This window comes from Microbacterium sp. SA156 (assembly GCF_049065455.1).
GTDB lineage: Bacteria > Actinomycetota > Actinomycetes > Actinomycetales > Microbacteriaceae > Microbacterium > Microbacterium barkeri.
This window is the reverse complement of record NZ_JBAKGU010000001.1, coordinates 275,373-298,581: the sequence shown is the minus strand read 5'-3', so window position 1 is coordinate 298,581 and position 23,209 is coordinate 275,373. Positions and strand designations below refer to the sequence as shown.

The following is a 23,209-nucleotide window of genomic DNA, read 5'->3' as shown; positions in this document are numbered from 1 at the left end:
GCTCCCGTGCGCGATCGGCCTCACGGCCGCGAACTCACTCCTCCTCGTAGGAGCCGCTCTGCTCCGAGGATCCGCCGAAGGACGACTCCGATGACGAGTCGCCGCCGTACGAGGAGCCGCTCCCCTCGCCCGACGACTCGCTGCCGTAGGAGGACTCGGACGACTCGCCCGACGACTCGCTGCCGTAGGAGGACTCCGACGACTCGGACGACTCCCCGCCGTACGAGGAGTCTCCCGTCGACTCGCTGCCGTAGGACTCGCCCGACTCACCGCCGTACGACGACTCCGACGACGACTCCCCGCCGTACGAGGACTCGCTTCCATACGACTCGCCGGACGACTCGCTTCCGGTCGACTCGCCCGACTCGCCGCCGTACGACGACTCCGACGACGCGCCGCCGTATGACGAATCCGACGACCCCCCGTCGTAGGAGCCGCCCTGCTCCGACGACTCGCCGTACGACTCCGAAGCCTCTCCGGAGTACTGGTCACCCGACCCGAACTCCTCAGCCCCCTGCCCCTCGGACTGGTCGTTCTGCCCGAACTGATCCGAATTGCTCATGTTGTTCCCCCAACTGATCTGGATGTGAACGGCGCCGACGACGAGCGGTCGTCGTCAACCGACGCGAGCACGCCGATCCGAGCGATTCCCCCTCGCCTGGGTCAGGAAGACCCCGGCTCCCCCAGGCCTACTCAGGGCGCACGGGAGCGTCAACCCCTCCCGCGCACTGTTCCCCGAACCTTCAGGCAGCTGCCCGCTCGTACACCGCGCAGGCTCACCGGGCAGCCCCTCCTCCACCGTTCAGAAGGGTGGCGGGTCGCCGTCGTGGATGAAGCGGACGACGGGCGGCGGCACGTCGGTGCAGGTGCGTCCCGTCGGCGACGTCCATTCGAGGACGCCGCCGGGTCTCTGCACGACCGTCCATGCGGAATGGTGCTTGAGGGTGTGATGGTACTCGCAGAGGTAGGCGAGGTTGCACACGCAGGTGGGCCCGCCGAGGCAGTGATCGATCGTGTGATCGGCGTCGGAGAGGCGCTTGCGGATGGGGCGACGGCATCCGGGGAACCGGCAGTGCTCGTCGCGCGCTCTCAGGTATCGGCGCTGCGCGGCATTCGGGAAGCGCAGATCCACCGTGAGCAGCGCTCCGGTGTCGGCGTCGACGAACAGCCGCTCCCACACAGGGGCGGTCACAGCGAGCTCAACCGCCTGCACGATGGGGATCGCCCCGTGCCCGCACAGCACGGCCGCCCCGCCCACGAGGCGCTCCGTCGGGCGTCCGAACGCGTCACGCCCCGACCCCTGAGCGGTCGCGTCCGCGGTGTCACCGTCGGGACACGGGTCGGCGAGCTCGTCGTCGCCCCCTCCGCCGATCTCCGCGGCGCCGGCGGCGCGGTGCTCCGCAGCGGCGATGAACGCGCGGGCGGGGATCGTGATCTGCACGCTCGCGCGGATTCCCGCGAGTCCCGTCGGCACTCCCTGCGGGCCGGCTGTGGGCGCCCCCGCGAGAGCGAGATCGCACAGCACATCCACCTGCCGCTGCTCGGCGGTGCGCTCGTCAGAGCCGTCGACATCCGCCGCCGCGAGCTCCTCAGCCAGCTGCCGGGAGCGATCCACGATCCCCTCGCCGACCAGCGCGGACACGTACATCCGCACCCAGCCCATCCCGTGCCGGCCCCGCTGGAACACCACCCGACGCCGCCCGGCCTCCTCCTCGTGCCGCTCTCGCAGCGACCGCGGCTGCAGCCGCTCCGCCACGGCCTCCGCCACGGGACGCAGCCGGCCGGGTGTCAGCGCGTGCTCGGCCAGCACGCCCAGCACCAGCTCCTCGAACCGCGCCCGCGCCGTCGCGGACTCCAGCTCGTCCCCGAGCTCCACGATCACGCGCGCCTGCCCTGCCGAGACGCGCCCCTCCTGCATCGACGCGAGAACCCGCGGGTACCGATTCACCAGCGCGACCGCGTCGGCCATCCGCGCCTCGGCCGTCGCCCGCGCGCATCCCAGCACGCCCGCGATCTCCTCTGCCAGCGCCCGGAAGGACCACCCTCGGCCCTCCTCGCCGTCGGCCAGCGCTCGCGCCTCCCGCGCGTACTGCTCCTGCGCGACCTCCACCATGTGCGCGATCAGGAGCGCCTGCATCGCCTCGAGCGACGCCAGGGACCGCCCGTTCACCTCCAGTGCATCCGCGAGCGCCCCCAGCCGAGCGCGCTCATCCGGCGTCGGCAGCCACCCCGTCGACGCCCGCGCACTCGAACTGATCTCCATACATTCATCATCACAAGGACCACCGACATTCGCAGATCCAGACGACGCAGGCTCGGTGGAGATCGATCACGAAACGGCAACGGATCGTGCGGCGAGGGCACTGCCGTCGGGGTCAGCCTCCCGTGTTCGATCTCACAGAAGGTGCTGCAGCGTGAGGCGAATCGGTGATGTCTATTGCCGAGAGTCCCTATACCGCGCGACGACCTCGAGGATGAACGATTCCTTGCCGACGTTATAGTCCGCGCGTTCGACAACAGTCTCAGCCAGACGTCGTTTCAGCCTCTCGTATTCGCGGGCGAGGGCGACATCTCCGCGCAGCGCGTCACGGAAGGCCAGGTGCTCCGTTGCCCAGGCGGAGCCAGCCTCGCAGACATGGATGTGCACGTCGCGCGCGCGACCCGCAGGGGGCCGAAGGAAGCGGAAGTCAGACCCGCGAGCGCGCAGCACCATTCCCAACCCTTCCAGTGCGGGCACATAGGCGCGTTCATCTGCGAGGTCCGGCACTTGGACCTGCAAATCGATGACCGGCTTGGCTGCGAGCCCTGGCACGGAAGTCGAACCGACGTGGTCGACTCGAACGGGGAGCGGCGAGAGCGCCTCCGTGAGGCGCTCTTCCCAATCATGTCCGATAGCAGCCCATTCGTCGGAGGGGTCGTGAATCTCGACGGCCTCGCCGATCGGCTGATCGAACCATTCGACGTCCGCTTCGCTCACTTCTCCAGTCTGCCTGAGCACGATCCCTCAAGGCCGCCGGTCGCCCGGTCCGTGTACGACGCCCATGCTGTCGCGACGCCCTGGGTGACCTACGACATGAAGCCGTCGGGGTGAGCGCGCCGCGCGTCCTGATCGCACGCACGCCCGCGCGTCGCATAGCCTGACCGGATGGGGATCGAGACCGTCTGGCCGCTGTTCGCGCTCGAGCTCGCCACGCCGCGCCTCACCCTGAGGCCGCTGCGCGACGAGGACCTCGCGCCGCTCACGGATGCGGCGATCGAGGGGATCCACGATCCGGACCGCATGCCGTTCAGCGCGCCATGGACCGACGCCGAGCCCGAGATCCTGCGACGCGAGTTCGCGCGGTTCCACTGGAGCCGGCGCGCGCAGCTCCGGCCGGAGGCATGGGGCATCAGCTTCGCCGTCCTCGAGGACGGCAGGCCCATCGGGATCCAGGATCTCGACGGACGCGACTTCCCCGCCCTGCGCACGGTGCACACCGGCTCGTGGCTGACCCGCTCCGCGCAGGGGCGCGGGCTCGGGCGCGAGATGCGGGCCGCGGTCCTCCTCTTCGCCTTCGACGTGCTCGGCGCTGAGCGGGCGGAGTCCGGAGCCGCCAGCTGGAATGCGGCGTCGCTCGGGGTCTCGCGCGCACTGGGCTACCGCGAGAACGGCATCGAGCGCGTCCGGGCGCGTCCCGACCAGGTCGACGATCTCGTGCGCCTGCGCGTCTCGGCCGCGGAGTTCGCGCGCCCCGACTGGGACCTCCGCGTGAGCGGCGCAGAGGCGGCGATCGGCGCGCTCATGCCGGCCCAGGCATGAACGCGCTGCCCGATGAGGTGATCCCTGTGCGCGAGGGGGTCGCCCTGACGGCCTTCGCGTCCGACGACGCGGCCGCCATCCACGCCGCGGTGGACGACGTGGAGATCCGCCGCTGGCTCCCGCTCCCCCGTCCGTACCCGCTCGAGCTCGCAGCCGACTGGAGCACCCGCGTCGCTGAGACCATCCGCGCGTCGGGATCCGGGCTCGTCCGCTGCATCAGGGAAGGCGAGCGGATGGCCGGCTGCATCGACGTCAAGCGCGTCGACTGGCGGGCGCGCACCGCCGAGCTCGGCTACTGGCTCTCACCTGCGCACCGGGGCCGCGGGCTCGCCGCAGGCGCCGTCGATGCCCTCGCCTCCTGGCTGATCGACGCGCAGGCGTTCGAGCGCGTCGAGCTCCGCATCGCGACCGGCAACGCGGCGTCCACGCGGGTCGCCGAGCGCGCCGGGTTCGTCTACGAGGGCACGGCGCGCAATGCGGGGTTCACGGATGGCGGCCGCGTCGACCTCGGGATCTGGTCGCGGATCGCCTCCGGCCGGCGCTGACCGCGGGCGCGCTACTCGACGAGCTCGCTGAGCTCGAGCCAGCGCTCCTCGATCTGCGCCGTCTGCTCTTCGAGCGCCCGGATCTCGGCCGACAGCGCGCCCAGGCCCTCGTAGTCGCTCTGGTCGTGCGCGGCCATCCGGTCGTGCACCTTCGCGATATCGGCCTGGAGCTTCTCGAGCTTGCGCTCCGCGGCGGCGAGCTCCTTCTGCGCGGCCCGCAGCTCGGCGCCTGACAGCCCGGCGGCAGGCGTCGCCGCGGCGGCCCCCGCCGCGGCAGCCGGGGCACGGTCACGCGCGGCCTCCTGCGCATCACGCAGTCGGAGGTACTCGTCGACGCCGCCGGGAAGATGCCGCAGTCGTCCGTCGAGCACGGCGTACTGCTGATCGGTGACGCGTTCGAGGAAGTACCGGTCGTGCGAGACGACGAGGAGCGTGCCCGCCCAGGAGTCGAGGAGATCCTCCATCGCCGCGAGCATGTCGGTGTCGAGGTCGTTCGTGGGCTCGTCGAGGATGAGCACGTTGGGCTGATCGAGGAGGATGAGCAGGAGCTGCAGGCGCCGCTTCTGCCCGCCCGAGAGGTCCTTGACGGGCGTCGACAGCTGCACCGACGAGAAGCCCATGCGCTCGAGCAGCTGGCCCGGAGTGAGCTCCTGCGCCTTCGAGCCCGACCCGATCGTGTAGCTCGTGCGCAGGTTCGAGATGACCACGCGCACCGGGTCCTGCATGTGCGGCTCGAGCTCGTCCATCCGCTGCGTCAGGGTCGCGACCTTCACGGTCTTCCCGCGCTTGACCCGGCCTGCCGTCGGCTCGACGGTGCCCGCGATCAGACCGAGCAGCGTCGACTTCCCGGCGCCGTTCACGCCCAGGATGCCCGTGCGCTCGCCCGGTGCGATGCGCCAGTCGATCCGGCGGAGCACCTCGCGGTCGCCGTACGAGACGGAGGCGTCGAGCAGGTCGACGACGTCCTTGCCGAGGCGCGAGACGGCGAGCGACTGGAGCGCGACCTTGTCGCGCACGTCGGGGACGTCGGCGATGAGCTCGTTGGCCGCGTCGATGCGGAACTTCGGCTTCGACGTGCGCGCGGGCGCTCCCCGGCGCAGCCACGCGAGCTCCTTGCGGGCCAGGTTCTGGCGCCGCTGCTCGATCGCCGCGGCCTGCCGGTCGCGCTCGACGCGCTGGAGGATATACGCGGCATAGCCGCCCTCGAAGGGCTCGACGATCCGGTCGTGAACCTCCCACGTCGTGGTGCACACCTCGTCGAGGAACCACCGGTCGTGCGTCACGACGAGCAGCCCGCCCGCGTTCGCGGACCACCGGCGCTTGAGGTGCGCGGCGAGCCACGCGATCGCCTCGACGTCGAGGTGGTTCGTGGGCTCGTCGAGCGCGATGACGTCCCAGTCGCCGGCGAGGAGCCGCGCGAGCGCCACCCGTCGGCGCTGACCGCCCGAGAGCTCCGCGAGCCGGGCATCCCACGGAAGGTCGCGCAGCAGGCCCGCGATGACATCGCGCACGCGGGCATCGCCCGCCCACTCGTGCTCCGCGGCGTCGCCGACGACGGCGCTCCCGATCGTGTCGTCGTCGTCGAGCGTGTCCGCCTGGTCGAGCACGCCGATCCGCACGCCCCCGCGCACCGTCACGCGGCCGCTGTCGGGTTCGAGACGACCCGCGAGCATCGCGAGCAGACTCGACTTTCCGTCGCCGTTGCGGCCGACGATGCCGATGCGGTCGCCCTCGTTCACGCCGAGCGTGACGGAGTCGAAGACGATGCGGGTGGGGAACTCGAGATGCAGGGCCTCGGCCCCGAGAAGATGCGCCATGTCCCTACCAGGGTAGGCGACCGGCCTGGGCGGAGGGGATGGCCGGGGCCGACCATCCCCTCGCGCATCAGCGGTTCACGTGTCCGATCACCTTCACGGCACCGTCCGAGATGCTGACGATGGTGCCGGGATCCCGCGTCAGTCCTCGAGCTGCGGGTCGACCCCGAAGTGCTCGGCGAGCGTGGTGATGACCTCGTGCGCGCCCTGGATCGACACCGACGCGAGGAAGACCGCGTCGTCGACGTAGAGCTTCTCGCCCTCGAGGCGGTCCCACAGGGGGTTCGACTCGAACTGCTCGCGCTGCGCGCGCGACGCGTCACCCTCTGCTCCCTCGGGCTCCCACGAGCTCACGAGGATGAGCCCGGCGTCGACGTCGACGATCTGCTCCTGCGAGATGGGGACGAAGATCTCCTCCGTCGTGTCGGGCGCCGTCTCGGGGCGCGGGAGGCCCATGTCGGTGAGGATCTCGCCGATGAAGGAGTTGCTCGAGTAGAGCCGCGCGGTGTCCTCGCCGGCGAAGCGGACCAGGTCGACCGTGAGGTCGGGCTGCGCCTCGAGGATCTCGGCGCCGACCGCTGCGGCGCGCTCCTCGTAGGCGGCGACGGCGGCCTCGGCCTCGTCCTTCTTGCCGAGCGCCTCGCCGAGGAGCACGACGTTCTCGCGCCAGGTCGGGCCCGTGCTCTCCGAGAACACGGTCGGCGCGATCTGCGACAGCTGCGGGTAGAGCGCCTCCTGGCGCACCTTCGCGGAGATGATGAGGTCGGGCTCGAGCGCAAGGATCGCCTCCAGGTCGGGCTCGGCCATCGTGCCGACGCTCACGGCGTCGCCCGCGAACTCGCTGACGTCGCCGAGGTAGGGGGCGAACGGGTCGTCCGGGTCCTGGCGGTACTGGGCGTAGCCGACGAGGTGCGAGCCGAGCAGCAGGGTCGCGTCGACGTAGCTCGGGTCGAGCGCGACGATCCGGAGGGGCTCCTCGGGGATGGTCGTCTCGCCCATGGCGTGCTCGATCGTGATCGGGAACTCGGACGCCTCGGCGCTGGCCGCCGGGGTCTCCTCGGGGGCGGATCCGCTCTCGGCGGTCGCGGGGGCGCAGGCGAGAAGGCCGAGCGCGAGGCCGGCGATGCCGAGGGCGGACGCCGAGGTGCGCAGGGTGTTCATGCGGTCTTCCTCTATCGGGTGTCAGGAGGCCGTCGCGGGGACGGCGCGCGGACGGGGTCAGCGCGAAGGGTAGACTAACCTAAGAACTCCCGATGTCCCGACCGCCGGAGGCTCCCCTGACATCCGTCTCCGCGATCGCGCGCCCGAGCGAGCGCCGTGCCCGACCCCGCTCCCGACCGGCGGCCGCGCTCCTGTGCGCACTGCTCCTCCTCGTCGCGGTCGTCCTGAGTCTCGCCGTCGGCGGCCGGGTGACGTCCGTCGGCGAGCTCCTCGGCGCCCTGTTCGCGCCGACCGGAACGGACGCCGACGTGACGATCCTCGGCCTGCGCCTCCCCCGCACCGTGCTCGGGCTCGTCGTGGGTACGTGCCTCGGCATCGCCGGCACGCTGACGCAGGGGCACACGAGGAATCCGGTCGCCGACCCGGGGCTCCTCGGCATCTACCAGGGGGCGGCGCTCGCGATCGTCGTCGTCACGGCGTCCGGAGCGAACCCGCCGGCCCTCGCCCTCGCTCTCTGCGCCTTCGCGGGCGCCCTCACGGTGGCCGTGCTCGTCTTCGCGATCGCGCGCGTCGCCCCCGGGCGCGAGGGCACTCTGTCGTTCGTGCTCGCGGGCGTCGCGATCTCCGCGCTGGCGTCGTCGCTCGTGACGGCGATCTCGCTGCTCGATCTGCAGGCGCTCGACCAGCTCCGGTTCTGGCAGGTCGGCTCCCTCGCCTCGCGCAGCGGCGCGATCGGCGCCGTCTGGCCGCTCATCGTCATCGGCCTCGTCCTGGCCATCGCCAACACGCGCGCCCTCAACGTGCTCGCGCTGGGCGACGACGCCGCATCCGCTCTCGGCCAGGCGCCCTGGCGCGCCCGCGCCGTCGGCATCGCCGCGATCGCCCTGCTCGGAGCATCCGCCGTGACCCTCGCCGGGCCGATCGCGTTCGCGGGCCTCATCGTCCCGCATCTCGCGCGCTCGCTCGTGGGGCCCGACTACCGGTGGCAGCTGACGGTGTCGGCGCTGCTCGGGCCCGCGATCGTCCTCGTCGCCGATACGGTCGGCCGCGTCGTCGCACGGCCGGGCGAGATCTCGGTCACCGTCGTCCTCGCGGTCGTGGGCGCCCCCCTGTTCGTCGCGATCGCCCGCTCGCGCAGGAAGATCGCGCTGTGAGCGCGCGGATGGCCGTGCCCGCGCCGGTCAGGATCGGGTGCCTCTCGGCGCTCGTGCGGATGCGCTCGGTCGTCGCGACAGTCGCCCTCACGCTGCTCGCGGGCGCCGCGTTCGCGCTGCATCTCTCGATCGGCACGACGGTGATCCCGCCTTCCGAGCTCGTCGCGACGCTCCTCGGGAATCCGCCCGACGATGCGACGGCCCTCGTCGTCCACGGCTTCCGGCTCCCGCGCGCGACGGCCGCGCTCACCGCGGGCCTCGCGCTCGGCATGTCGGGCGCCCTCACGCAGACCATCGCCCGGAACCCACTCGCGAGCCCCGACATCCTCGGCGTGACCTCCGCCGCCGCGCTCGGCGCGGTCGCCGTCCTCGTGCTCGCGGGCGGCGCGAGCGCGGGCGCGAGCGGCATCGCGGCGTCCGTGCTCATGCCCGCCGCCGCCCTCGGCGGCGGCATCCTCGCGGGAATCGCGACCGCCGTGCTCGGATGGCGCGGCGGAATCGACCTGCACCGCACGGTGCTCGCGGGCATCGGGGTGTCGTGGCTCGCCACGAGCCTCACGACCTGGCTGCTCACGCTCGGCGACGTCACGAACGCCGCGATCGCCGTGACCTGGATGAGCGGCTCCTTCAACGGGCGCGAGTGGAGCGCGATCGCGCCGAGCGTCGCAGCGATCGCCGTCCTGCTCGTCATCGGATCGGCGCTCGCGCACCAGCTCGCGCTCACCGCATTCGACGACCAGACGGCAGCCGGCATCGGCGTGCGCCTGGGCCCCGTGCGTCTCGCCGTGCTCGCGACGGCCGTGCTGCTCGCCTCGTTCGCGGCCCTCGTCGCGGGCCCGATCTCGTTCGTCGCGCTCGCGGCGCCGCAGATCGCGCGCCTCGCGACGCACACGCCCACGCCTCCCCTCTGGGCGAGCGCGCTCGTAGGCGCGGTCCTGCTCCTCGCAGCCGACGTCGTGACCGCTCATCTCTTCCCCATCCCGCTTCCCGCGGGCATCGGCACGGCGCTCGTCGGCGTCCCGTACCTGCTGTGGCTCATCGTCCTGAACCGGAGGAGGATCGCATGACGTCCGCTCGCCTCGAGGCCTCGGCGCTCTCGCTCGCCTACGACGGCCGCGTCATCGTCGGCGACCTGTCGCTGGCCATCCCCGCCGGTCGCGTCACGGCGATCATCGGGCCCAACGGATGCGGCAAGTCCACGCTCCTGCGCGGGTTCGGGCGGCTGCTGCCGCCGGCCGCGGGCGAGGTGCTGCTGGACGGCGTTCCGCTCGCACGGCTCGGACACCGCGAGATCGCGCGTCGCATCGCGCTTCTCCCGCAGGCGCCGTCCGCGCCATCGGGGCTGACCGTGCTCGAGCTCGTCGCGCGCGGACGGACGCCCCATCAGCGCTGGTACGACCGGTTCTCTCGGGAGGACGAGCGCATCGTGCGCGAGGCCCTCGCCGCGACCCGGCTCGACGACCTCGCGGACGCTCCCCTCGACGAGCTGTCGGGCGGGCAGCGTCAGCGCGCGTGGATCTCGCTCACGCTCGCGCAGCAGACCGAGACCATCCTGCTCGACGAGCCCACGACCTACCTCGACGTCGCGCACCAGCTCGAGGTGCTCGAGCTCGTGAGGTCGCTCAACCGCACGTCGGGGCGCACGATCGTCATGGTGCTCCACGATCTGTCGCTCGCCGCCCGCTACGCGGACTGGCTCATCGCCATGCGCGACGGCGCCGTCGTCGCCGCGGGCGAGCCCTCGGAGATCGCGACGCCCGAGACCCTGCAGCGCGTGTTCGGCATCCGCTCCGCGCTCGTCGCGGATCCCGACGGCGGCGCGCCGCACGTGCTCCCCCTCGGCCTTCCGGTCTGACGGACGCCGAAGGGCCGGGGCGTCCGAAGACGCCCCGGCCCTTCGCGGTCGGATGGCCGGTCAGCTCGCGCGCGTGCGGCGCTTGTTCCAGACGTCGAACGCGACGGCCAGCAGGAGCACGAGGCCCTTGATGAACTGCTGGTAGTCGGTGCCGATGCCGAGCAGCGACATGCCGTTGTTCAGGACACCCATGATGAGACCGCCCGTGATCGCGCCGATCACGGTGCCGACGCCGCCCTGGACGGCCGCACCGCCGATGAACGCCGCCGCGATCGCGTCGAGCTCGAACAGGTTGCCCGCGCCGGGGCCCGCCGAGTTGAGGCGGCCCGTGAAGACGAGGCCGGCGAGCGCGGCGAGCACGCCCATGTTCACGAAGAGGTAGAAGTCCACCTTCTTCGACTTGATGCCCGACAGATCGGCCGCGTGGCGGTTGCCGCCGATCGCGTAGATGTGGCGGCCGAAGACCGACCGGTTCATCACGAGCGAGTACGCGAGGATGAGCACCGCGAGCACGATCAGGACGATCGGGGTGCCGCGCGATCCGGGGGCCACGCCGAGCAGGTACGTCATGTAGGCGATGAGCGCCGAGATGAAGACGAGCTTCGTGTAGAACCACGACGCGGGCTCGCTCTCGAGGCCGAGCTTCACGCGCTTGCCGCGCTCGCGCAGCGAGTTGCCGATGTAGAGCACGAGGGCGAGGATGCCCAGGCCCACCGTGATCCACTCGGCGGGCGAACTCGACGCCGGGAAGAGCTCGGGGAAGAGGTAGCCGCCGCCCAGCTGGCGGTACTCCGTCGGGAACGGGGTGATCTGCGTGTTGCCGAGCACGATCTGGGTGAGACCGCGGAAGAGCAGCATGCCCGCGAGCGTCACGATGAACGCCGGGATCCCCACGTACGCGACCCAGAAGCCCTGCCAGGCTCCCACGAGCGCTCCGATGAGGAGCGAGACGAGGATGCCCGCCCACCACGGCCATCCCCAGTGCACGATGAGCACACCCGAGACGGCGCCGACGAAGGCCGCGACCGATCCGACCGACAGGTCGATGTGGCCGGCGATGATGATCATCACCATGCCGATCGCAAGGATGAGGATGTAGCTGTTCTGGACGACGATGTTCGAGACGTTGCCGGCCGTCAGGAGGCGACCGCTCGTGACGATCTGGAAGAACAGCACGATCGCGATCAGCGCGATGAAGATGCCGATCTGCCGGAGCCGTGAGGTCAGGAACGCGATCGCACCGCGCACGGGCGATTCGGTGGCGCTAGCTGAGGACATGGTCGGCTTCCTTCTCCTTGGTCATGAGCTGCATGAGCGACTCGGGCGTCGCCTGCTCGATCGGCAGCTCGCCGGTGATGTGCCCCTCCGAGATCGCGTAGACGCGATCGCTGATGCCGAGCAGCTCGGGCAGCTCGGACGAGATGACGATGATGGCCTTGCCCTGCGCCGCCAGCTCGTTGATGAGGGTGTAGATCTCGTACTTCGCGCCGACGTCGATGCCGCGCGTGGGCTCGTCGAGGATGAGCACCTCGGGGTCGGAGAACAGCCACTTCGAGAGCACGACCTTCTGCTGGTTGCCTCCCGAGAGCTTGCCGACGACCGAGGCGACCGACGGCGCCTTGATGTTCATGCTCTTGCGGTACCGCTCGGCGACGGCGAACTCCTCGTGCGCGTCGACCCACCCGCGTCGGGCGAGCTTGCCGAGCGACGCGAGGGAGATGTTCCGCTTGATGTCGTCGATGAGGTTGAGCCCGAAGACCTTGCGGTCCTCGGTCGCATAGGCGATCCCCGCGTCGATCGCGTCGGCGACGGTCTTCGTGTTGACCTCCTTGCCGCGCACGTACACGCGGCCGCGGATGTTCGATCCGTAGGAGCGGCCGAAGATGCTCATGCCGAGCTCCGTGCGCCCCGCGCCCATGAGCCCCGCGATGCCGACGACCTCTCCCGCGCGGACCGAGAGGTTCGCGCCGTGGATGATCGTGCGCCCGGACTCGGTGGGGTGGTCGACCCACCAGTCCTCGACGCGGAAGACCTCCTCGCCGACATCGACCGTGCGGTCGGGGTACCGGTGCTCGAGGTCGCGTCCGACCATCCCCTTGATGATGCGATTCTCGGAGACGTCGTCGGTCTTGAGCTCGAGCGTCTCGATCGTGCGGCCGTCGCGGATGATCGTCACCCGGTCGGCGATCGCCTTGATCTCGTTGAGCTTGTGGCTGATGATGATCGACGTGATCCCCTGGCCCTTGAGGTGGCGGATCAGGTCGAGCAGGTGAGCGGAGTCCTCGTCGTTGAGGGCCGCGGTGGGCTCGTCGAGGATGAGCAGCTTCACGCTCTTCGACAGGGCCTTCGCGATCTCGACGAGCTGCTGCTTGCCGACGCCGATCTCCTTGACAGGGGTCGCGGGGTTGTCGCCGAGCCCGACGCGTGCGAGGAGCTTCTGCGCCTCGACGTTCGTGTCGTGCCAGTCGATGAAGCCGTTCTTCTGGCGCTCGTTGCCCAGGAAGATGTTCTCGGCGATCGACAGGTGCGGGCTGAGCGCGAGCTCCTGGTGGATGATGACGACGCCTGCGCGCTCGGAGTCGCGGATGTCGCGGAACTGGGCGGTCTCGTTCTCCAGGACGATCTCGCCGTCGTAGGTGCCGTGCGGGTAGACGCCCGACAGCACCTTCATGAGGGTCGACTTGCCGGCGCCGTTCTCGCCGCAGATGGCGTGGACGGTGCCGCGCTCGACCTCGAGCGTCACGTTCTGCAGTGCCTTGACGCCCGGGAACTCCTTGGTGATGCCGCGCATCTCGAGGATGGTGTTCACAGGTTCGCTTTCTCGCCGTGCGGATGAGGGGTGACGGGCGCGCGGGTCCGCCCCGCCGTCGAGGCGGACCCGCGCTCCGTGCTACTCGAGCTCGCCGGCCTCGTAGTAGCCGCTGTCGATGAGGACCTCCTCGTAGTTGTCGGCCGTGACGATGACCGACTCGTGGAGGTACGAGGGCACGACCTTGACGCCGTTGTCGTACGTCTCGGTGTCGTTGACCTCGGGCTCCTCGCCGTGCATGAGCGCGTCGACCATGTCGGCCGCGGTCTCGCCGAGCAGGCGCGTGTCCTTGAAGATCGTCGAGTACTGCTCGCCCGCGAGGATCGACTTCACGCTGCCGACCTCGGCGTCCTGGCCGGTGATGACGGGCAGCGCGTCGGCCGAGTAGCCGCCGCTCGTGAGCGCCGAGATGATGCCGATCGAGAGGCCGTCGTACGGCGAGAGCACGCCGTCGAGCTTGGTGTCGCCGATGATCGTGAGGATGTTCTCCATGCGCTCCTGGGCCGTCTCCGGCAGCCAGCGCAGGATCGCGGCCTGGTCGAAGTCGGTCTGGCCGGACGGAACCGCGAGAACGCCCGAGTCGAGGTAGGGCTGGAGGGTGTCCATCGCACCGTTCCAGAAGAACGTCGCGTTGTTGTCGTCGGGGCTGCCCGCGAAGAGCTCGATGTTGAACGGGCCCTTCTCGCCGGTCTCCTCGCCGTTCTCGTCGAGCACGCCGAGGCCCGTGAGCAGGCTCGTCGCCTGCTGCACGCCGACCTGGTAGTTGTCGAACGTCGTGTAGTAGTCGACGTTCTCCGTGCCGTTGATGAGGCGGTCGTATGCGATCACGGGGATGTCCTGATCGGCGGCCGTCTGCAGGACGTCGGTGAGGGTCGTGCCGTCGATCGACGCGACGATGAGGGCGTCGGCGCCGCTCGAGATCATGTTCTCGATCTGCGACACCTGGGTGGGGATGTCGTCGTTCGCGAACTGGAGGTCGACCTGGTAGCCCATCTCCTCCAGGGTCGCCTTGACGTTGTCGCCGTCCGCGATCCATCGCTCGGACTGCTGGGTCGGCATCGCGACGCCGATGGTCAGCGAGCTCGTGTCGACCTCGCCGCCCTCCTCAGCGGCTCCGCCTCCGGTGCGGTCGCCGCTGCAGCCGGCGAGGGCCAGTCCGCCGACGGCCACGATGCCGACGAGCAGAAGGTGCTTCTTCACGGGTGTTCTCCTCTGAATCCAGGACGTGTGCCTCCGCGTCACAGCGGGGGGATGCGCCGTCGAGGAGTCGCGGGACGTCCTCGTCGGGGTCGCACGTCTCCGTGTGACCGTTCACATCGCGTCTTATCGTGCACCCGCCGCGCCGGGCTGTCAAGCCGACGCCGTGTCACATCTCGCTAACGACGCGGTGCGGCCGAGTCGCGCACGACGAGGGCGGGAGCCGGCGGCTCCTCCGCCGAGGGGGCCTCGCCGCGGAGGGATGCGAGGAGTCGCGCGATCGCACGACGGCCGAGATCCGCGAAGTCGATGTGGACCGTGGTGAGGGGCGGCCAGACATGTGCCGCGACGGGAATGTCATCGAAGCCCACGATGCTCACATCGCGCGGCACATCGAGGCCCGCATCGCGGAAGCCGTGCATGAGCCCGATCGCCATGAGGTCGTTGGCCGCGAAGACGGCGGAGAAGTCCTGCCGCCGCGCGAGCTCGAGCCCCGCGTAGTGGCCGAAGTCGGCCGTCCAGTCGCCGCGGATCGGCGGGATGGTGGGCAGATCCGCGTCGCGCAGAGCCTGCAGGTACCCGCGCATCCGCGAGTCCGCCTCGATCCAGTCCTGCGGGCCGGACAGATGGAGGATGTCGACGTGCCCCAGCTCGATGAGGTGCCGCGTCGCCATCCGCGCCCCCTCGAGCTGGTCGGGTGCGACGCTCTCCTCGAGCGCGCCGGATGCCGTCTGGAGGCTCACGAACGGCACGCCGATCGCCATGCCGCGAAGGACATGGAACACGCGCACCTGGGGGGCGAGCACGACGATGCCGTCGACCTGCTCGCGCAGCAGCTGCCGCACGGCGCCGCCGATCGCCTCCGGCGACGTGTCGGGGAGGTTGAGCGTGGTGACCGAGTAGCCCTCCTCGCGCGCGGCCTCCTCGATCGCCGCGATCGACGCCGTCGGGCCGAACTCGCCGACCGTGGCCGACAGGATGCCGATGAGATTCAGCTTGCTCGTGACGAGCGCGCGCGCGGCCTGGTTCGGCCGGTAGTCGAGCTGGCGGATCGCATCGAGGACGCGCTGCTTCGTCTCCTCGCGGATCGACGGATGCTCGTTGAGCACGCGCGAGACCGTCTGATGGGACACGCCGGCGAGGCGCGCCACATCGCGGATGCTCGGCATCCGCGGTCGCTCCGTTGCGTGGGCCACAGCCGTCTCGTCCTCACCTGATTTCGCGATGCGCACGGTCACATCGCCTCCCACAGTATGGCGCACGGACGCGCACGGGGCCATCCCGGGCACGACGGGGCGTGGCGCGAGGGCGCCGCGGCGGCGCTCAGCCGACGATGCGCGCGCCGCGCACGGGGCCGTGCGCGAGGAGCACATCCCGACCGGCGGCGTCCAGCACGTCGCGGAGCTCCGCGGCGTCCTCGGGCGATGCCGCGAGGAACGCGACGGTGGGCCCCGAGCCCGACACGAGGCCCGCGAGCGCCCCCGACGACTCCCCCAGCTCGAGCGTCTCGGCGAGATCGGGGCGCAGGCCGAGCGCGGCCACCTGGAGGTCGTTGCGGAGCGTCTCGGCGAGCATCGCCGCGTCGCCTGCGCGCAGCGCCTGCAGCACGCCGGCGTCGACCTCGGGCACGGCGCGCGTGGGGGCGATGTCGAGCCAGTGCCGTTCGCGGTGGCGGTCGAGCGCCCCGTATACCTCGGGCGTCGAGAGGCCCTCCTCGTTCACGACGAGCACCCAGTCGAAGCGGCCGCGTGCGAGGGCCGGGCTCAGCTCATCGCCGCGACCGGTCCCGATCGCGGTGCCGCCCTTGAGCGCGAACGGCACGTCGGCGCCGAGCTGCGCTGCGAGGCGATGCAGCTCGGCCTGCCCGACCCGCGTGCCCCAGAGCGCGTCGCACGCCACGAGCGCGGCCGCGGCATCCGCCGAGCCGCCGCCCATGCCGCCAGCGACGGGGACCTCCTTGAACACGTCGAGATGGACGCCGCCCGCGTACCCGGTCTCCGCCGCGAGGAGGCGGGCCGCTCGGAGCGCGAGATTGCGGTCGTCGACCGGCACGCCCGAGACGTCGACCGTTCCCTCGACCGCGAGCGTGAAGCCGTCGGCATGCGTTGCGACGACATCCTCGTAGAGCGAGACGGCCTGGAAGGCGGTCGCGAGCTGGTGGTAGCCGTCGCTCTGACGGCATCCGACCTCGAGGAAGACGTTGATCTTGCCCGGTGCGCGCACGCGCACCTGCGGCTCCGACGACGCGAGGCTCATGGCGCCGTCGCCTCGGCGCCGCTCGTCTCGGCGAGCGCGCGTGCGATCCGCAGGAAGTCGTCGATGTCCAGCGACTCGCCGCGCGCGGTCGGCGCGACGCCCGCGCGCTCGAGCACCTCGGTCGCGCCCGCCGAGCCGCCGAGCTCGCCGGCGAGCGCCTGGCGCAGCATCTTGCGTCGCTGCTGGAACGCGAGATCGACGATCCGGAAGGTCCGCAGCCGCTCGTCCTCCGTGCCGCGCGCCGCGGCGTCGCGCTGGAACGCGACGAGCACGCTGTCGACGTTCGGCACCGGCCAGAAGACCTGGCGGGAGACGCTGCCGGCGAGCCGCCACGCGCCGTACCAGGCGGCCTTCGCGCTCGGGGCCCCGTAGACCTTGCTCCCCGGCTCGGCCGCGAGGCGCTCGCCGACCTCGGCCTGCACCATGACGACACCGCGGTCGAGCCGGGCGAACGTCTCGAGGAAGTGCAGCAGGACAGGCACCGACACGTTGTAGGGCAGGTTCGCGACGAGGATGGTCGGATCGCCGGGCAGCTCGGTGACGCGCAGCGCATCGGCGTCGACCACCGTGAGCGCGCCGTCCGGGACGCCGCGCTCGGCCGCCGTGCGCGGCAGCCGCTCGGCGAGCCGGTGGTCGATCTCGACGGCGGTCACGGTCGCGCCGGCCTCGAGGATGGCCAGGGTCAGCGAGCCGAGCCCGGGGCCGATCTCGACGACCCGCTCCCCCGCCTCGACGCGCGCGGTGTGCACGATGCGTCGCACGGTGTTGGCGTCGACGACGAAGTTCTGGCCCAGCTTCTTCGTGGGCGTGACATCGAGCTCGGCGGCGAGCTCGCGGATGTCGCCGGCCCCGAGGAGCCGCACGGTCATGTCCACTCCCCGTACACGGCGCGCGTGTTCGCGGCCAGCTGGGCGGAGAGCTCGTCGACGTCGGCACCCAGCTCCGCGGCCATGAAGCGGACCGTGACGGGCACGAGGTACGGCGCGTTCGGGCGCCCTCGGTGCGGCGTCGGAGTGAGGAACGGCGCATCCGTCTCGACGAGGATGCGGTCGCGCGGCGTCACCCGCAGGGCGTCGCGCAGGTTCTGCGCGTTCTTGAACGTGATGTTCCCCGCGAACGACACCCAGTAGCCCGCGTCGGCCGCCTCGTGGGCCATGTCCTCGTCGCCCGAGAAGCAGTGGAAGACCGTCCGCTCGGGGGCGCCGACGCGCCGCAGCGTGTCGAGCACGTCGCGATGGGCGTCGCGGTCGTGGATCTGCAGTGCGACGCCGTGGCGCTTGGCGATGTCGATGTGCGCCTCGAAGGAGGCGTGCTGTGCCGGTCGCCCCTCCTCGCCCGTGCGGAAGTAGTCGAGCCCCGTCTCGCCCACGGCGCGCACGCGCGGGTGCCCCGCGAGCTCGTCGATGACTCCGAGCGCCTCCTCGAGGCGCCCCTGCTCGGCGTACGTCGGCGCGTCGTTGGGATGGATGGCGACGGCCGCGAGCACGCGCGCATCCCGCTCGGCGGCGGCAACGGCCCACCGCGAAGAGTCGATGTCGCCCGACGACTGCACGACGCCGGCGATGCCGACCGCGCCCGCCCGATCGAGCTGCTCCTCGAGCGAGAGCGGCTCGTCGCCGTCCTCGATCTCGAGGTGGCAGTGGTTGTCGTACACGGGCACCGCGAGCGGCTCGGGCGCGGCCGGGTAGCGCAGGTCCTTCCGCCCGTCCCGGCTCCGCTCGCGCACGTAGACGGTCGGGTCCGCCCCGTTGTCCTTCACGCCATCCCCCTCGATCGGATCACTCCGGCTGCTCGACCCGCGGGAAGAGCGGCTGGAGCGTGGACGTCGCCGTGCCGGCGGGGATGCCGCCCCACGCGCCGGCCTCGCGCACGGGCTGCTCGACGAGCGCACCCAGGGCGCTCTCGACGCCCAGCGCGTCCCAGAGCTTGCCGGTGGCCTGCGGCATCACGGGCGAGAGCAGCACGGCGAGCGCGCGGAGCCCCTCGGCGCACGTGTAGAGCACGGTCGCCAGGCGGTCGCGCTGCGCGTCGTCCTTCGCGAGCGCCCACGGCTCGTTCTCGGTGATGTAGCCGTTGAGCTCGTCGACGATCGTCCAGATCGAGCGGATGGCCTCGTCGATGCGGAAGCGGTCGATCGCCGCATCGGCCTTCCGAGCCGCTTCCGCGACGGTCCGCTGGATCGCGAGATCGCCATCCGCGTACTCCGCAGGAGCGGGGACGACGCCGTCGAAGTACTTGCCGATCATGGCGATGGTCCGCGATGCGAGGTTGCCGAACCCGTTCGCGAGCTCCGCCTGGTACCGAGCCGACAGGTCCTCCCAGGAGAACGAGCCGTCCTGGCCGAACGAGATCGCCGACAGGAAGTAGAACCGATACGCGTCGGAGCCGAAGACGTCGGTGATCGCGTTGGGCGCGATGCCCGTGAGCTTCGACTTCGACATCTTCTCGCCGCCCACGAGCAGCCAGCCGTGCGCGAAGACGTTCTCGGGCACCTCGATGCCCGCGGCCATCAGCATCGCCGGCCAGATCACGGCGTGGAACCGGAGGATGTCCTTGCCCACGACGTGGTGCGCGGGCCAGCGGCGCGCGAAGTTGTCGGGGTCGGAGCCGTACCCCACCGCGGTCGCGTAGTTGAGGAGGGCGTCGACCCACACGTAGATGACGTGCGACTCGTCCCACGGGACGGTGATGCCCCAGTCGAACGTCGAGCGCGAGATCGAGAGGTCCTTCAGGCCCTGCTGCACGAAGGCGACGACCTCGTTGCGCGCGGATTCGGGCTGGACGAAGTCGGGGCGCTCCCGGTAGAGCTCGAGGAGGCGGTCCTGGAACTCGCTGAGCTTGAAGAAGTAGTTCTTCTCCTGCAGCAGCTCGAGCGGCTTCGAGTGGATCGCGCACACCTTGAGCCCCTCGAACGGCCCGGTGCCGTCGACGATCTCGCTGTCGGGCTTGAACTCCTCGCACCCGACGCAGTAGAGCGCCTCGTACTCGCCCGCGTAGATGTAGCCGCGGTCGTACACGGCCTGCAGGAACAGCTGGACGCTCTTCTCGTGACGCTCCTGCGTCGTGCGGATGAAGTCGTCATTGGCGACATCCAGCGTCCGCAGAAGCGGCTGCCACGACTCCGCCACGAGCTTGTCGACCCATTCCTGCGGGGTCGCGCCGTTCGCGGCGGCGGCGCGGATCATCTTCTGGCCGTGCTCGTCGGTGCCGGTCAGCATCCAGGTGTCGTCACCGGCCTGGCGGTGCCAGCGCGCGAGCGTGTCCACCGCCACGGTCGTGTACCCGTGCCCGATGTGCGGGACATCGCTCGGATAGTAGATCGGCGTGGTGATGTAGAAGGAACGGCCGGAAGTCACCAGGAGAGTCTATTCCGGGCCGCGCGTGCTCCGCGCCGAGCGTTACGCGCTCTCGCGAACGACGAGCGACGCAGGGAGCATGAGATCGCGGCCAGCGCTCCCCGCCACGACGTCGAGCAGCAGGGCGACCATCTCCTCGCTGATCCGGGCCCACGGCTGACGCATCGTCGTGAGCGGCGGATCGTGGGTCTCGGCGAGGCCCGAATCGTCGAACCCCGCGACCGCGATGTCGTCGGGCACGCGCAGCCCCTCGCGGCGCAGCGTCGCGACCGCGCCGGCGGCCATCCCATCCGAGGCCGCGAAGACCGCGTCGATATCGCGCCCGCGTGCGAGCAGGCGCGCCATCGCGCGCGAGCCGGACTCGCGCGAGTAGTCCCCGCGCTCGACGAGCTCGGCGTCGTAGTCGCCGCCCATCTCCTCGCGGAACCCGGCGAGACGGAACCGGCCGCCCGGCGTGTCGTCGGGCCCCGCGATATGCGCGATGCGACGGTGCCCGCGGGAGCGCAGGTAGGCCGTCATCTCGCGCGAGGCGCGCGCCTCGTCGATGCCGACCGACGGGACGAGCCCCTCGAGGCCGAGCGGGACGCCCGTGCTGACGATCGGGATGCCGGCCTCGTGCATGCGGCCGAGGAAGGGGTCCGATGCATGGCTCGACACGAGGAGCACACCGTCGACGTGCCCCGCGCGCACGTACTCGAGCACGTTCGCCTTCTCGGCATCGGTTCCCGCCACGAGGAGCACGAGGGTCATCGACCGCTTCGAGAGGGACTCGGCAGCGCCGCGCAGCAGCAGGCCGAAGGTCGGGTCCTCGAACAGCAAGTGGTGTTCCTCGGTCAGGAGGAAGGCGAGCGATCCGGAGCGGCCCGTCGCCAGGCTGCGCGCGTGGTGATTCGCTGTGTAGCCCGTCCGCCGAATGGCGTCCTCGACCGCGGCACGCGCGTCGGGCGAGACCCAGTGCCCTCCGTTGATGACGCGGGAGACCGTGCCGCGCGAGACGCCCGCGACCGCCGCGACGTCGCGGATCGTCGGCTTGCGCGCGGGCGGCGTCTGCTCCATGGATCAAGACTCTAGCGCGAGCCGAGGGTCCGACTGGGACCGGTCACAGTTCGATAACGGATGGACGATCGCCTTGGCGCTCTGACGACGCCGCGCCACACTGGGACCGGTCACAGTCTTTCGACCCGATGGAGCGTCCATGCCCGACCAGACCCCCCTGCCCGCCCTGCCCGGCATCGCCTTCGGCGGCGACTACAACCCCGAGCAGTGGCCGCGCGAGACGTGGCAGGAGGACGTCCGCCTGATGCGCGAGGCGGGCGTCAACCTCGTGAGCGTGGGGATCTTCTCGTGGGCTCTGCTCGAGACCGCCGAGGGCGAGTTCGACTTCGCCTGGCTCGACGAGGTGATCGACCTCCTCCACGCGAACGGCATCGCCGTCGACCTCGGCACGCCGACCGCCTCACCGCCCGCCTGGTTCTTCGCCGCGCACCCCGACGCGCGCGTCGTCACACGAGACGGCACCGTCATGGGCTTCGGATCGCGCGGGATGGCGTCCCACTCCTCCCCCGCCTACCGGGAGGCGATCGTCCGCATCGCGAGCGCACTCGCCGACCGCTACGGCGATCACCCCGCCGTCGTGCTGTGGCACGTGCACAACGAGTACGGCGTCCCGGTCGGCGAGGACTACTCGGAGCATTCCGTGCGCGCCTTCCGCGGATGGCTGCGCGAGCGCTACGGGTCACTCGACGCCCTCAATGCCGCATGGGGCACGGCGTTCTGGGGCCAGCACTACACGGCCTGGGAGCACATCGGCGCCCCGGCCGCGGCGCCGTCGGTCGTCAATCCCGCACAGCGCCTCGACTTCCAGCGCTTCACCGACCATCAGCTCCGCGCGTGCTTCGTCGCCGAGCGCGACGCGATCCGCGCCCGCGCCCCGCAGCCGATCACGACGAACTTCATGGCGAACCAGAGCTGGACGACCGACCTGTGGGCGTGGGCCAGGGACGTCGACGTCGTGTCCGACGACCACTATCTGTGGGCGGCCGACGAGGACGCGCACATCGGGCTCTCGATCGCCGCCGATCTCTCCCGGTCGGTCGGCGGAGGGAAGCCGTGGATCCTCATGGAGCACTCGACGTCGGCCGTGAACTGGCAGCCGCGCAACATCGCGAAGCGCCCCGGGGAGATGGCCCGCAACTCGCTGACGCACGTCGCACGCGGCTCGGACGCCGTGCTCTTCTTCCAGTGGCGCGCGGGACGCTCGGGCGCCGAGAAGTTCCATTCGGCGATGCTCCCCCACGCCGGCACCGACTCGCGCGTCTGGCGCGAGGTGGTCGCGCTCGGCGAGGTGCTGTCCCGGCTCGACGCGGTCGTCGGGTCGCGCGTCGAGGCCGACGTCGCCGTCCTGTGGGACTTCGAGTCGTTCTGGGCGCAGGACCTCGAATGGCGCCCGACCGAGGACCTCTCCCACCAGGAGCGCGTGCGCGCGTTCTACGAGCGTCTCTGGCGGGACGGCGTCACGGTCGACTTCGCGCTCCCCGACCACGACCTGTCGCGCTACCGGCTCGTCGTCGCACCCGCGCAGTACCTGCTCACGGCGGCAGACGCCGCGAACCTCACCCGGTATGTCGAAGGCGGCGGAACGCTCGTCGTCTCGTACTTCTCGGCGGTCGTCGACGAGAACGACGCCGTCCACCCCGGCGGGTTCCTCGCTCCCCTCCGCGATGCCCTCGGCGTCGACGTCGAGGAGCACCTGCCGCTGCGCGAGGGCGCTGCTGCCGCGGTCGAATGGAGCGACGGCGCCCTGCTGGGCGCCGACCACTGGCAAGAGAGCCTCCGTCTGCACGGCGCCGACGTCGTCGGCGCCTACGCCGAGGGCCCCGCGGCGGGAGGCGCCGCCATCACACGTCACCGGCACGGCGCCGGAACGGGGTGGTACATCTCCACGCGCCTGGACCCGGAGGGGCTGCGCGCCGTCCTGTCCGACGTGTACGCCGATGCGGGGGTCGTCCCGTCGTCGACTCCGGATGGCCTCGAGGTCGTCCGGCGCCGCGCCGACGATCGCACGTTCCTCTTCGCGATCAACCACCGCGACGACGACGTCACCATCGACGCCGTCGGCCGCGAGCTGCTCACCGGCGCCACGGCGTCCGGATCCCTCGTCGTCCCCGCCGGGGGCGTCGCCGTCATCGAGACCGACTGACCCGCCCTCCGGGGCACCCCGGGGCCGCCCGGCCCGACCGATCCACCACCACCAGGTCGTGACG

At 71.2% G+C, this 23,209-nt stretch carries 20 protein-coding genes; 6 read left to right on the top strand and 14 right to left on the bottom strand.

Annotated elements, in window-relative coordinates:
• Positions 1-34: 34 nt before the first annotated feature.
• The 3 genes from ACOWU6_RS01200 to ACOWU6_RS01190 all read right to left on the bottom strand — a co-directional run bounded on the left by ACOWU6_RS01200 (position 35) and on the right by ACOWU6_RS01190 (position 2,977).
• On the bottom strand, positions 35-562 hold the full coding sequence (locus ACOWU6_RS01200) for a hypothetical protein (RefSeq protein ID WP_421074440.1): 528 nt from the start codon (positions 560-562) through the stop codon (positions 35-37).
• Positions 563-802: 240 nt separating this feature from the next.
• On the bottom strand, positions 803-2,263 hold the full coding sequence (locus tag ACOWU6_RS01195; RefSeq protein ID WP_421074439.1) for a DUF222 domain-containing protein: 1,461 nt from the start codon (positions 2,261-2,263) through the stop codon (positions 803-805).
• A 171-nt stretch (positions 2,264-2,434) separates the two neighbouring features.
• Positions 2,435-2,977 carry a GrpB family protein gene (locus ACOWU6_RS01190; protein WP_421074438.1) on the bottom strand — a complete coding sequence of 181 codons (543 nt, stop codon included), beginning with the start codon at positions 2,975-2,977 and terminating at the stop codon, positions 2,435-2,437.
• Positions 2,978-3,145: 168 nt separating this feature from the next.
• Here ACOWU6_RS01190 and ACOWU6_RS01185 point away from each other — a divergent pair, with 168 nt between their 5' ends.
• Together ACOWU6_RS01185 and ACOWU6_RS01180 are read left to right on the top strand one after the other, a co-directional pair.
• Complete coding sequence (locus ACOWU6_RS01185; protein ID WP_421074437.1) at positions 3,146-3,799, top strand: GNAT family N-acetyltransferase; 654 nt, start codon at positions 3,146-3,148, stop codon at positions 3,797-3,799.
• Positions 3,796-4,344: a GNAT family N-acetyltransferase gene (locus ACOWU6_RS01180; protein ID WP_421074436.1), complete on the top strand. Its 549-nt coding sequence runs from the start codon at positions 3,796-3,798 to the stop codon at positions 4,342-4,344. Before ACOWU6_RS01185 ends, ACOWU6_RS01180 begins: the two co-directional genes overlap by 4 nt.
• Before the next feature lie 11 nt (positions 4,345-4,355).
• Here the strand turns inward: ACOWU6_RS01180 and ACOWU6_RS01175 are convergent, their stop codons facing one another.
• Together ACOWU6_RS01175 and ACOWU6_RS01170 are read right to left on the bottom strand one after the other, a co-directional pair.
• A complete protein-coding gene (locus ACOWU6_RS01175) occupies positions 4,356-6,161 on the bottom strand; it encodes an ABC-F family ATP-binding cassette domain-containing protein (RefSeq protein ID WP_421074435.1) in 1,806 nt (601 codons plus the stop codon).
• A 138-nt stretch (positions 6,162-6,299) separates the two neighbouring features.
• Complete coding sequence (locus ACOWU6_RS01170; protein WP_421074434.1) at positions 6,300-7,319, bottom strand: ABC transporter substrate-binding protein; 1,020 nt, start codon at positions 7,317-7,319, stop codon at positions 6,300-6,302.
• Positions 7,320-7,411: 92 nt separating this feature from the next.
• On the opposite strand from ACOWU6_RS01170, the gene ACOWU6_RS01165 reads away from it, so the two are divergent.
• The 3 genes from ACOWU6_RS01165 to ACOWU6_RS01155 are packed head-to-tail and all read left to right on the top strand — an operon-like array spanning position 7,412 to position 10,328.
• Positions 7,412-8,473, top strand: coding sequence for a FecCD family ABC transporter permease (locus tag ACOWU6_RS01165; protein ID WP_421074433.1), 1,062 nt, complete (start codon positions 7,412-7,414; stop codon positions 8,471-8,473).
• Positions 8,470-9,540: a FecCD family ABC transporter permease gene (locus ACOWU6_RS01160; protein WP_421074432.1), complete on the top strand. Its 1,071-nt coding sequence runs from the start codon at positions 8,470-8,472 to the stop codon at positions 9,538-9,540. The genes ACOWU6_RS01165 and ACOWU6_RS01160 overlap by 4 nt, the downstream gene beginning before the upstream one ends.
• Positions 9,537-10,328 carry an ABC transporter ATP-binding protein gene (locus ACOWU6_RS01155; RefSeq protein WP_271172692.1) on the top strand — a complete coding sequence of 264 codons (792 nt, stop codon included), beginning with the start codon at positions 9,537-9,539 and terminating at the stop codon, positions 10,326-10,328. Before ACOWU6_RS01160 ends, ACOWU6_RS01155 begins: the two co-directional genes overlap by 4 nt.
• Positions 10,329-10,388: 60 nt before the next feature.
• Here the strand turns inward: ACOWU6_RS01155 and mmsB are convergent, their stop codons facing one another.
• The 9 genes from mmsB to ACOWU6_RS01110 all read right to left on the bottom strand — a co-directional run bounded on the left by mmsB (position 10,389) and on the right by ACOWU6_RS01110 (position 21,002).
• On the bottom strand, positions 10,389-11,606 hold the full coding sequence (mmsB, locus tag ACOWU6_RS01150) for a multiple monosaccharide ABC transporter permease (RefSeq protein WP_271172693.1): 1,218 nt from the start codon (positions 11,604-11,606) through the stop codon (positions 10,389-10,391).
• Complete coding sequence (gene mmsA / locus ACOWU6_RS01145) at positions 11,593-13,119, bottom strand: multiple monosaccharide ABC transporter ATP-binding protein (RefSeq protein WP_271172858.1); 1,527 nt, start codon at positions 13,117-13,119, stop codon at positions 11,593-11,595. The genes mmsB and mmsA overlap by 14 nt, the downstream gene beginning before the upstream one ends.
• A 99-nt stretch (positions 13,120-13,218) precedes the next feature.
• The gene (chvE, locus tag ACOWU6_RS01140) at positions 13,219-14,337 is read right to left on the bottom strand and encodes a multiple monosaccharide ABC transporter substrate-binding protein (protein WP_271172694.1); all 1,119 of its coding nucleotides are present in this window, start codon (positions 14,335-14,337) and stop codon (positions 13,219-13,221) included.
• Positions 14,338-14,513: 176 nt separating this feature from the next.
• Positions 14,514-15,503 carry a LacI family DNA-binding transcriptional regulator gene (locus ACOWU6_RS01135; RefSeq protein WP_271172859.1) on the bottom strand — a complete coding sequence of 330 codons (990 nt, stop codon included), beginning with the start codon at positions 15,501-15,503 and terminating at the stop codon, positions 14,514-14,516.
• A gap of 154 nt (positions 15,504-15,657) precedes the next feature.
• Positions 15,658-16,590, bottom strand: a complete 933-nt coding sequence (locus ACOWU6_RS01130) for a 4-(cytidine 5'-diphospho)-2-C-methyl-D-erythritol kinase (protein ID WP_421074431.1) — start codon at positions 16,588-16,590, stop codon at positions 15,658-15,660.
• Positions 16,587-17,459, bottom strand: coding sequence for a 16S rRNA (adenine(1518)-N(6)/adenine(1519)-N(6))-dimethyltransferase RsmA (rsmA, locus tag ACOWU6_RS01125; RefSeq protein WP_271172698.1), 873 nt, complete (start codon positions 17,457-17,459; stop codon positions 16,587-16,589). Before rsmA ends, ACOWU6_RS01130 begins: the two co-directional genes overlap by 4 nt.
• The gene (locus ACOWU6_RS01120; RefSeq protein ID WP_421074430.1) at positions 17,456-18,349 is read right to left on the bottom strand and encodes a TatD family hydrolase; all 894 of its coding nucleotides are present in this window, start codon (positions 18,347-18,349) and stop codon (positions 17,456-17,458) included. Before ACOWU6_RS01120 ends, rsmA begins: the two co-directional genes overlap by 4 nt.
• A 19-nt stretch (positions 18,350-18,368) precedes the next feature.
• Positions 18,369-19,946 (bottom strand): methionine--tRNA ligase, encoded by a 1,578-nt coding sequence (gene metG / locus ACOWU6_RS01115; protein WP_271172700.1) that lies wholly within the window; start codon positions 19,944-19,946, stop codon positions 18,369-18,371.
• Between the two features lie 42 nt (positions 19,947-19,988).
• Positions 19,989-21,002, bottom strand: coding sequence for a LacI family DNA-binding transcriptional regulator (locus tag ACOWU6_RS01110; RefSeq protein ID WP_421074429.1), 1,014 nt, complete (start codon positions 21,000-21,002; stop codon positions 19,989-19,991).
• A 139-nt stretch (positions 21,003-21,141) separates the two neighbouring features.
• Here ACOWU6_RS01110 and ACOWU6_RS01105 point away from each other — a divergent pair, with 139 nt between their 5' ends.
• Positions 21,142-23,145 carry a beta-galactosidase gene (locus ACOWU6_RS01105; RefSeq protein ID WP_421074428.1) on the top strand — a complete coding sequence of 668 codons (2,004 nt, stop codon included), beginning with the start codon at positions 21,142-21,144 and terminating at the stop codon, positions 23,143-23,145.
• Positions 23,146-23,209 lie beyond the last annotated feature (64 nt).

What these genes read in the sequence shown, in the direction of transcription:
- ACOWU6_RS01200 (WP_421074440.1), bottom strand. Translation starts at nt 562, where the DNA reads ATGAGCAATTCGGATCAGTTCGGGCAGAACGACCAGTCCGAGGGGCAG.
- ACOWU6_RS01195 (WP_421074439.1), bottom strand. Translation starts at nt 2,263, where the DNA reads ATGGAGATCAGTTCGAGTGCGCGGGCGTCGACGGGGTGGCTGCCGACG.
- ACOWU6_RS01185 (WP_421074437.1), top strand. Translation starts at nt 3,146, where the DNA reads ATGGGGATCGAGACCGTCTGGCCGCTGTTCGCGCTCGAGCTCGCCACG.
- ACOWU6_RS01180 (WP_421074436.1), top strand. Translation starts at nt 3,796, where the DNA reads ATGAACGCGCTGCCCGATGAGGTGATCCCTGTGCGCGAGGGGGTCGCC.
- ACOWU6_RS01175 (WP_421074435.1), bottom strand. Translation starts at nt 6,161, where the DNA reads ATGGCGCATCTTCTCGGGGCCGAGGCCCTGCATCTCGAGTTCCCCACC.
- ACOWU6_RS01170 (WP_421074434.1), bottom strand. Translation starts at nt 7,319, where the DNA reads ATGAACACCCTGCGCACCTCGGCGTCCGCCCTCGGCATCGCCGGCCTC.
- ACOWU6_RS01165 (WP_421074433.1), top strand. Translation starts at nt 7,412, where the DNA reads ATGTCCCGACCGCCGGAGGCTCCCCTGACATCCGTCTCCGCGATCGCG.
- ACOWU6_RS01155 (WP_271172692.1), top strand. Translation starts at nt 9,537, where the DNA reads ATGACGTCCGCTCGCCTCGAGGCCTCGGCGCTCTCGCTCGCCTACGAC.
- mmsB (WP_271172693.1), bottom strand. Translation starts at nt 11,606, where the DNA reads ATGTCCTCAGCTAGCGCCACCGAATCGCCCGTGCGCGGTGCGATCGCG.
- mmsA (WP_271172858.1), bottom strand. Translation starts at nt 13,119, where the DNA reads ATGCGCGGCATCACCAAGGAGTTCCCGGGCGTCAAGGCACTGCAGAAC.
- ACOWU6_RS01135 (WP_271172859.1), bottom strand. Translation starts at nt 15,503, where the DNA reads ATGCCGAGCATCCGCGATGTGGCGCGCCTCGCCGGCGTGTCCCATCAG.
- ACOWU6_RS01130 (WP_421074431.1), bottom strand. Translation starts at nt 16,590, where the DNA reads ATGAGCCTCGCGTCGTCGGAGCCGCAGGTGCGCGTGCGCGCACCGGGC.
- rsmA (WP_271172698.1), bottom strand. Translation starts at nt 17,459, where the DNA reads ATGACCGTGCGGCTCCTCGGGGCCGGCGACATCCGCGAGCTCGCCGCC.
- ACOWU6_RS01110 (WP_421074429.1), bottom strand. Translation starts at nt 21,002, where the DNA reads ATGGAGCAGACGCCGCCCGCGCGCAAGCCGACGATCCGCGACGTCGCG.
- ACOWU6_RS01105 (WP_421074428.1), top strand. Translation starts at nt 21,142, where the DNA reads ATGCCCGACCAGACCCCCCTGCCCGCCCTGCCCGGCATCGCCTTCGGC.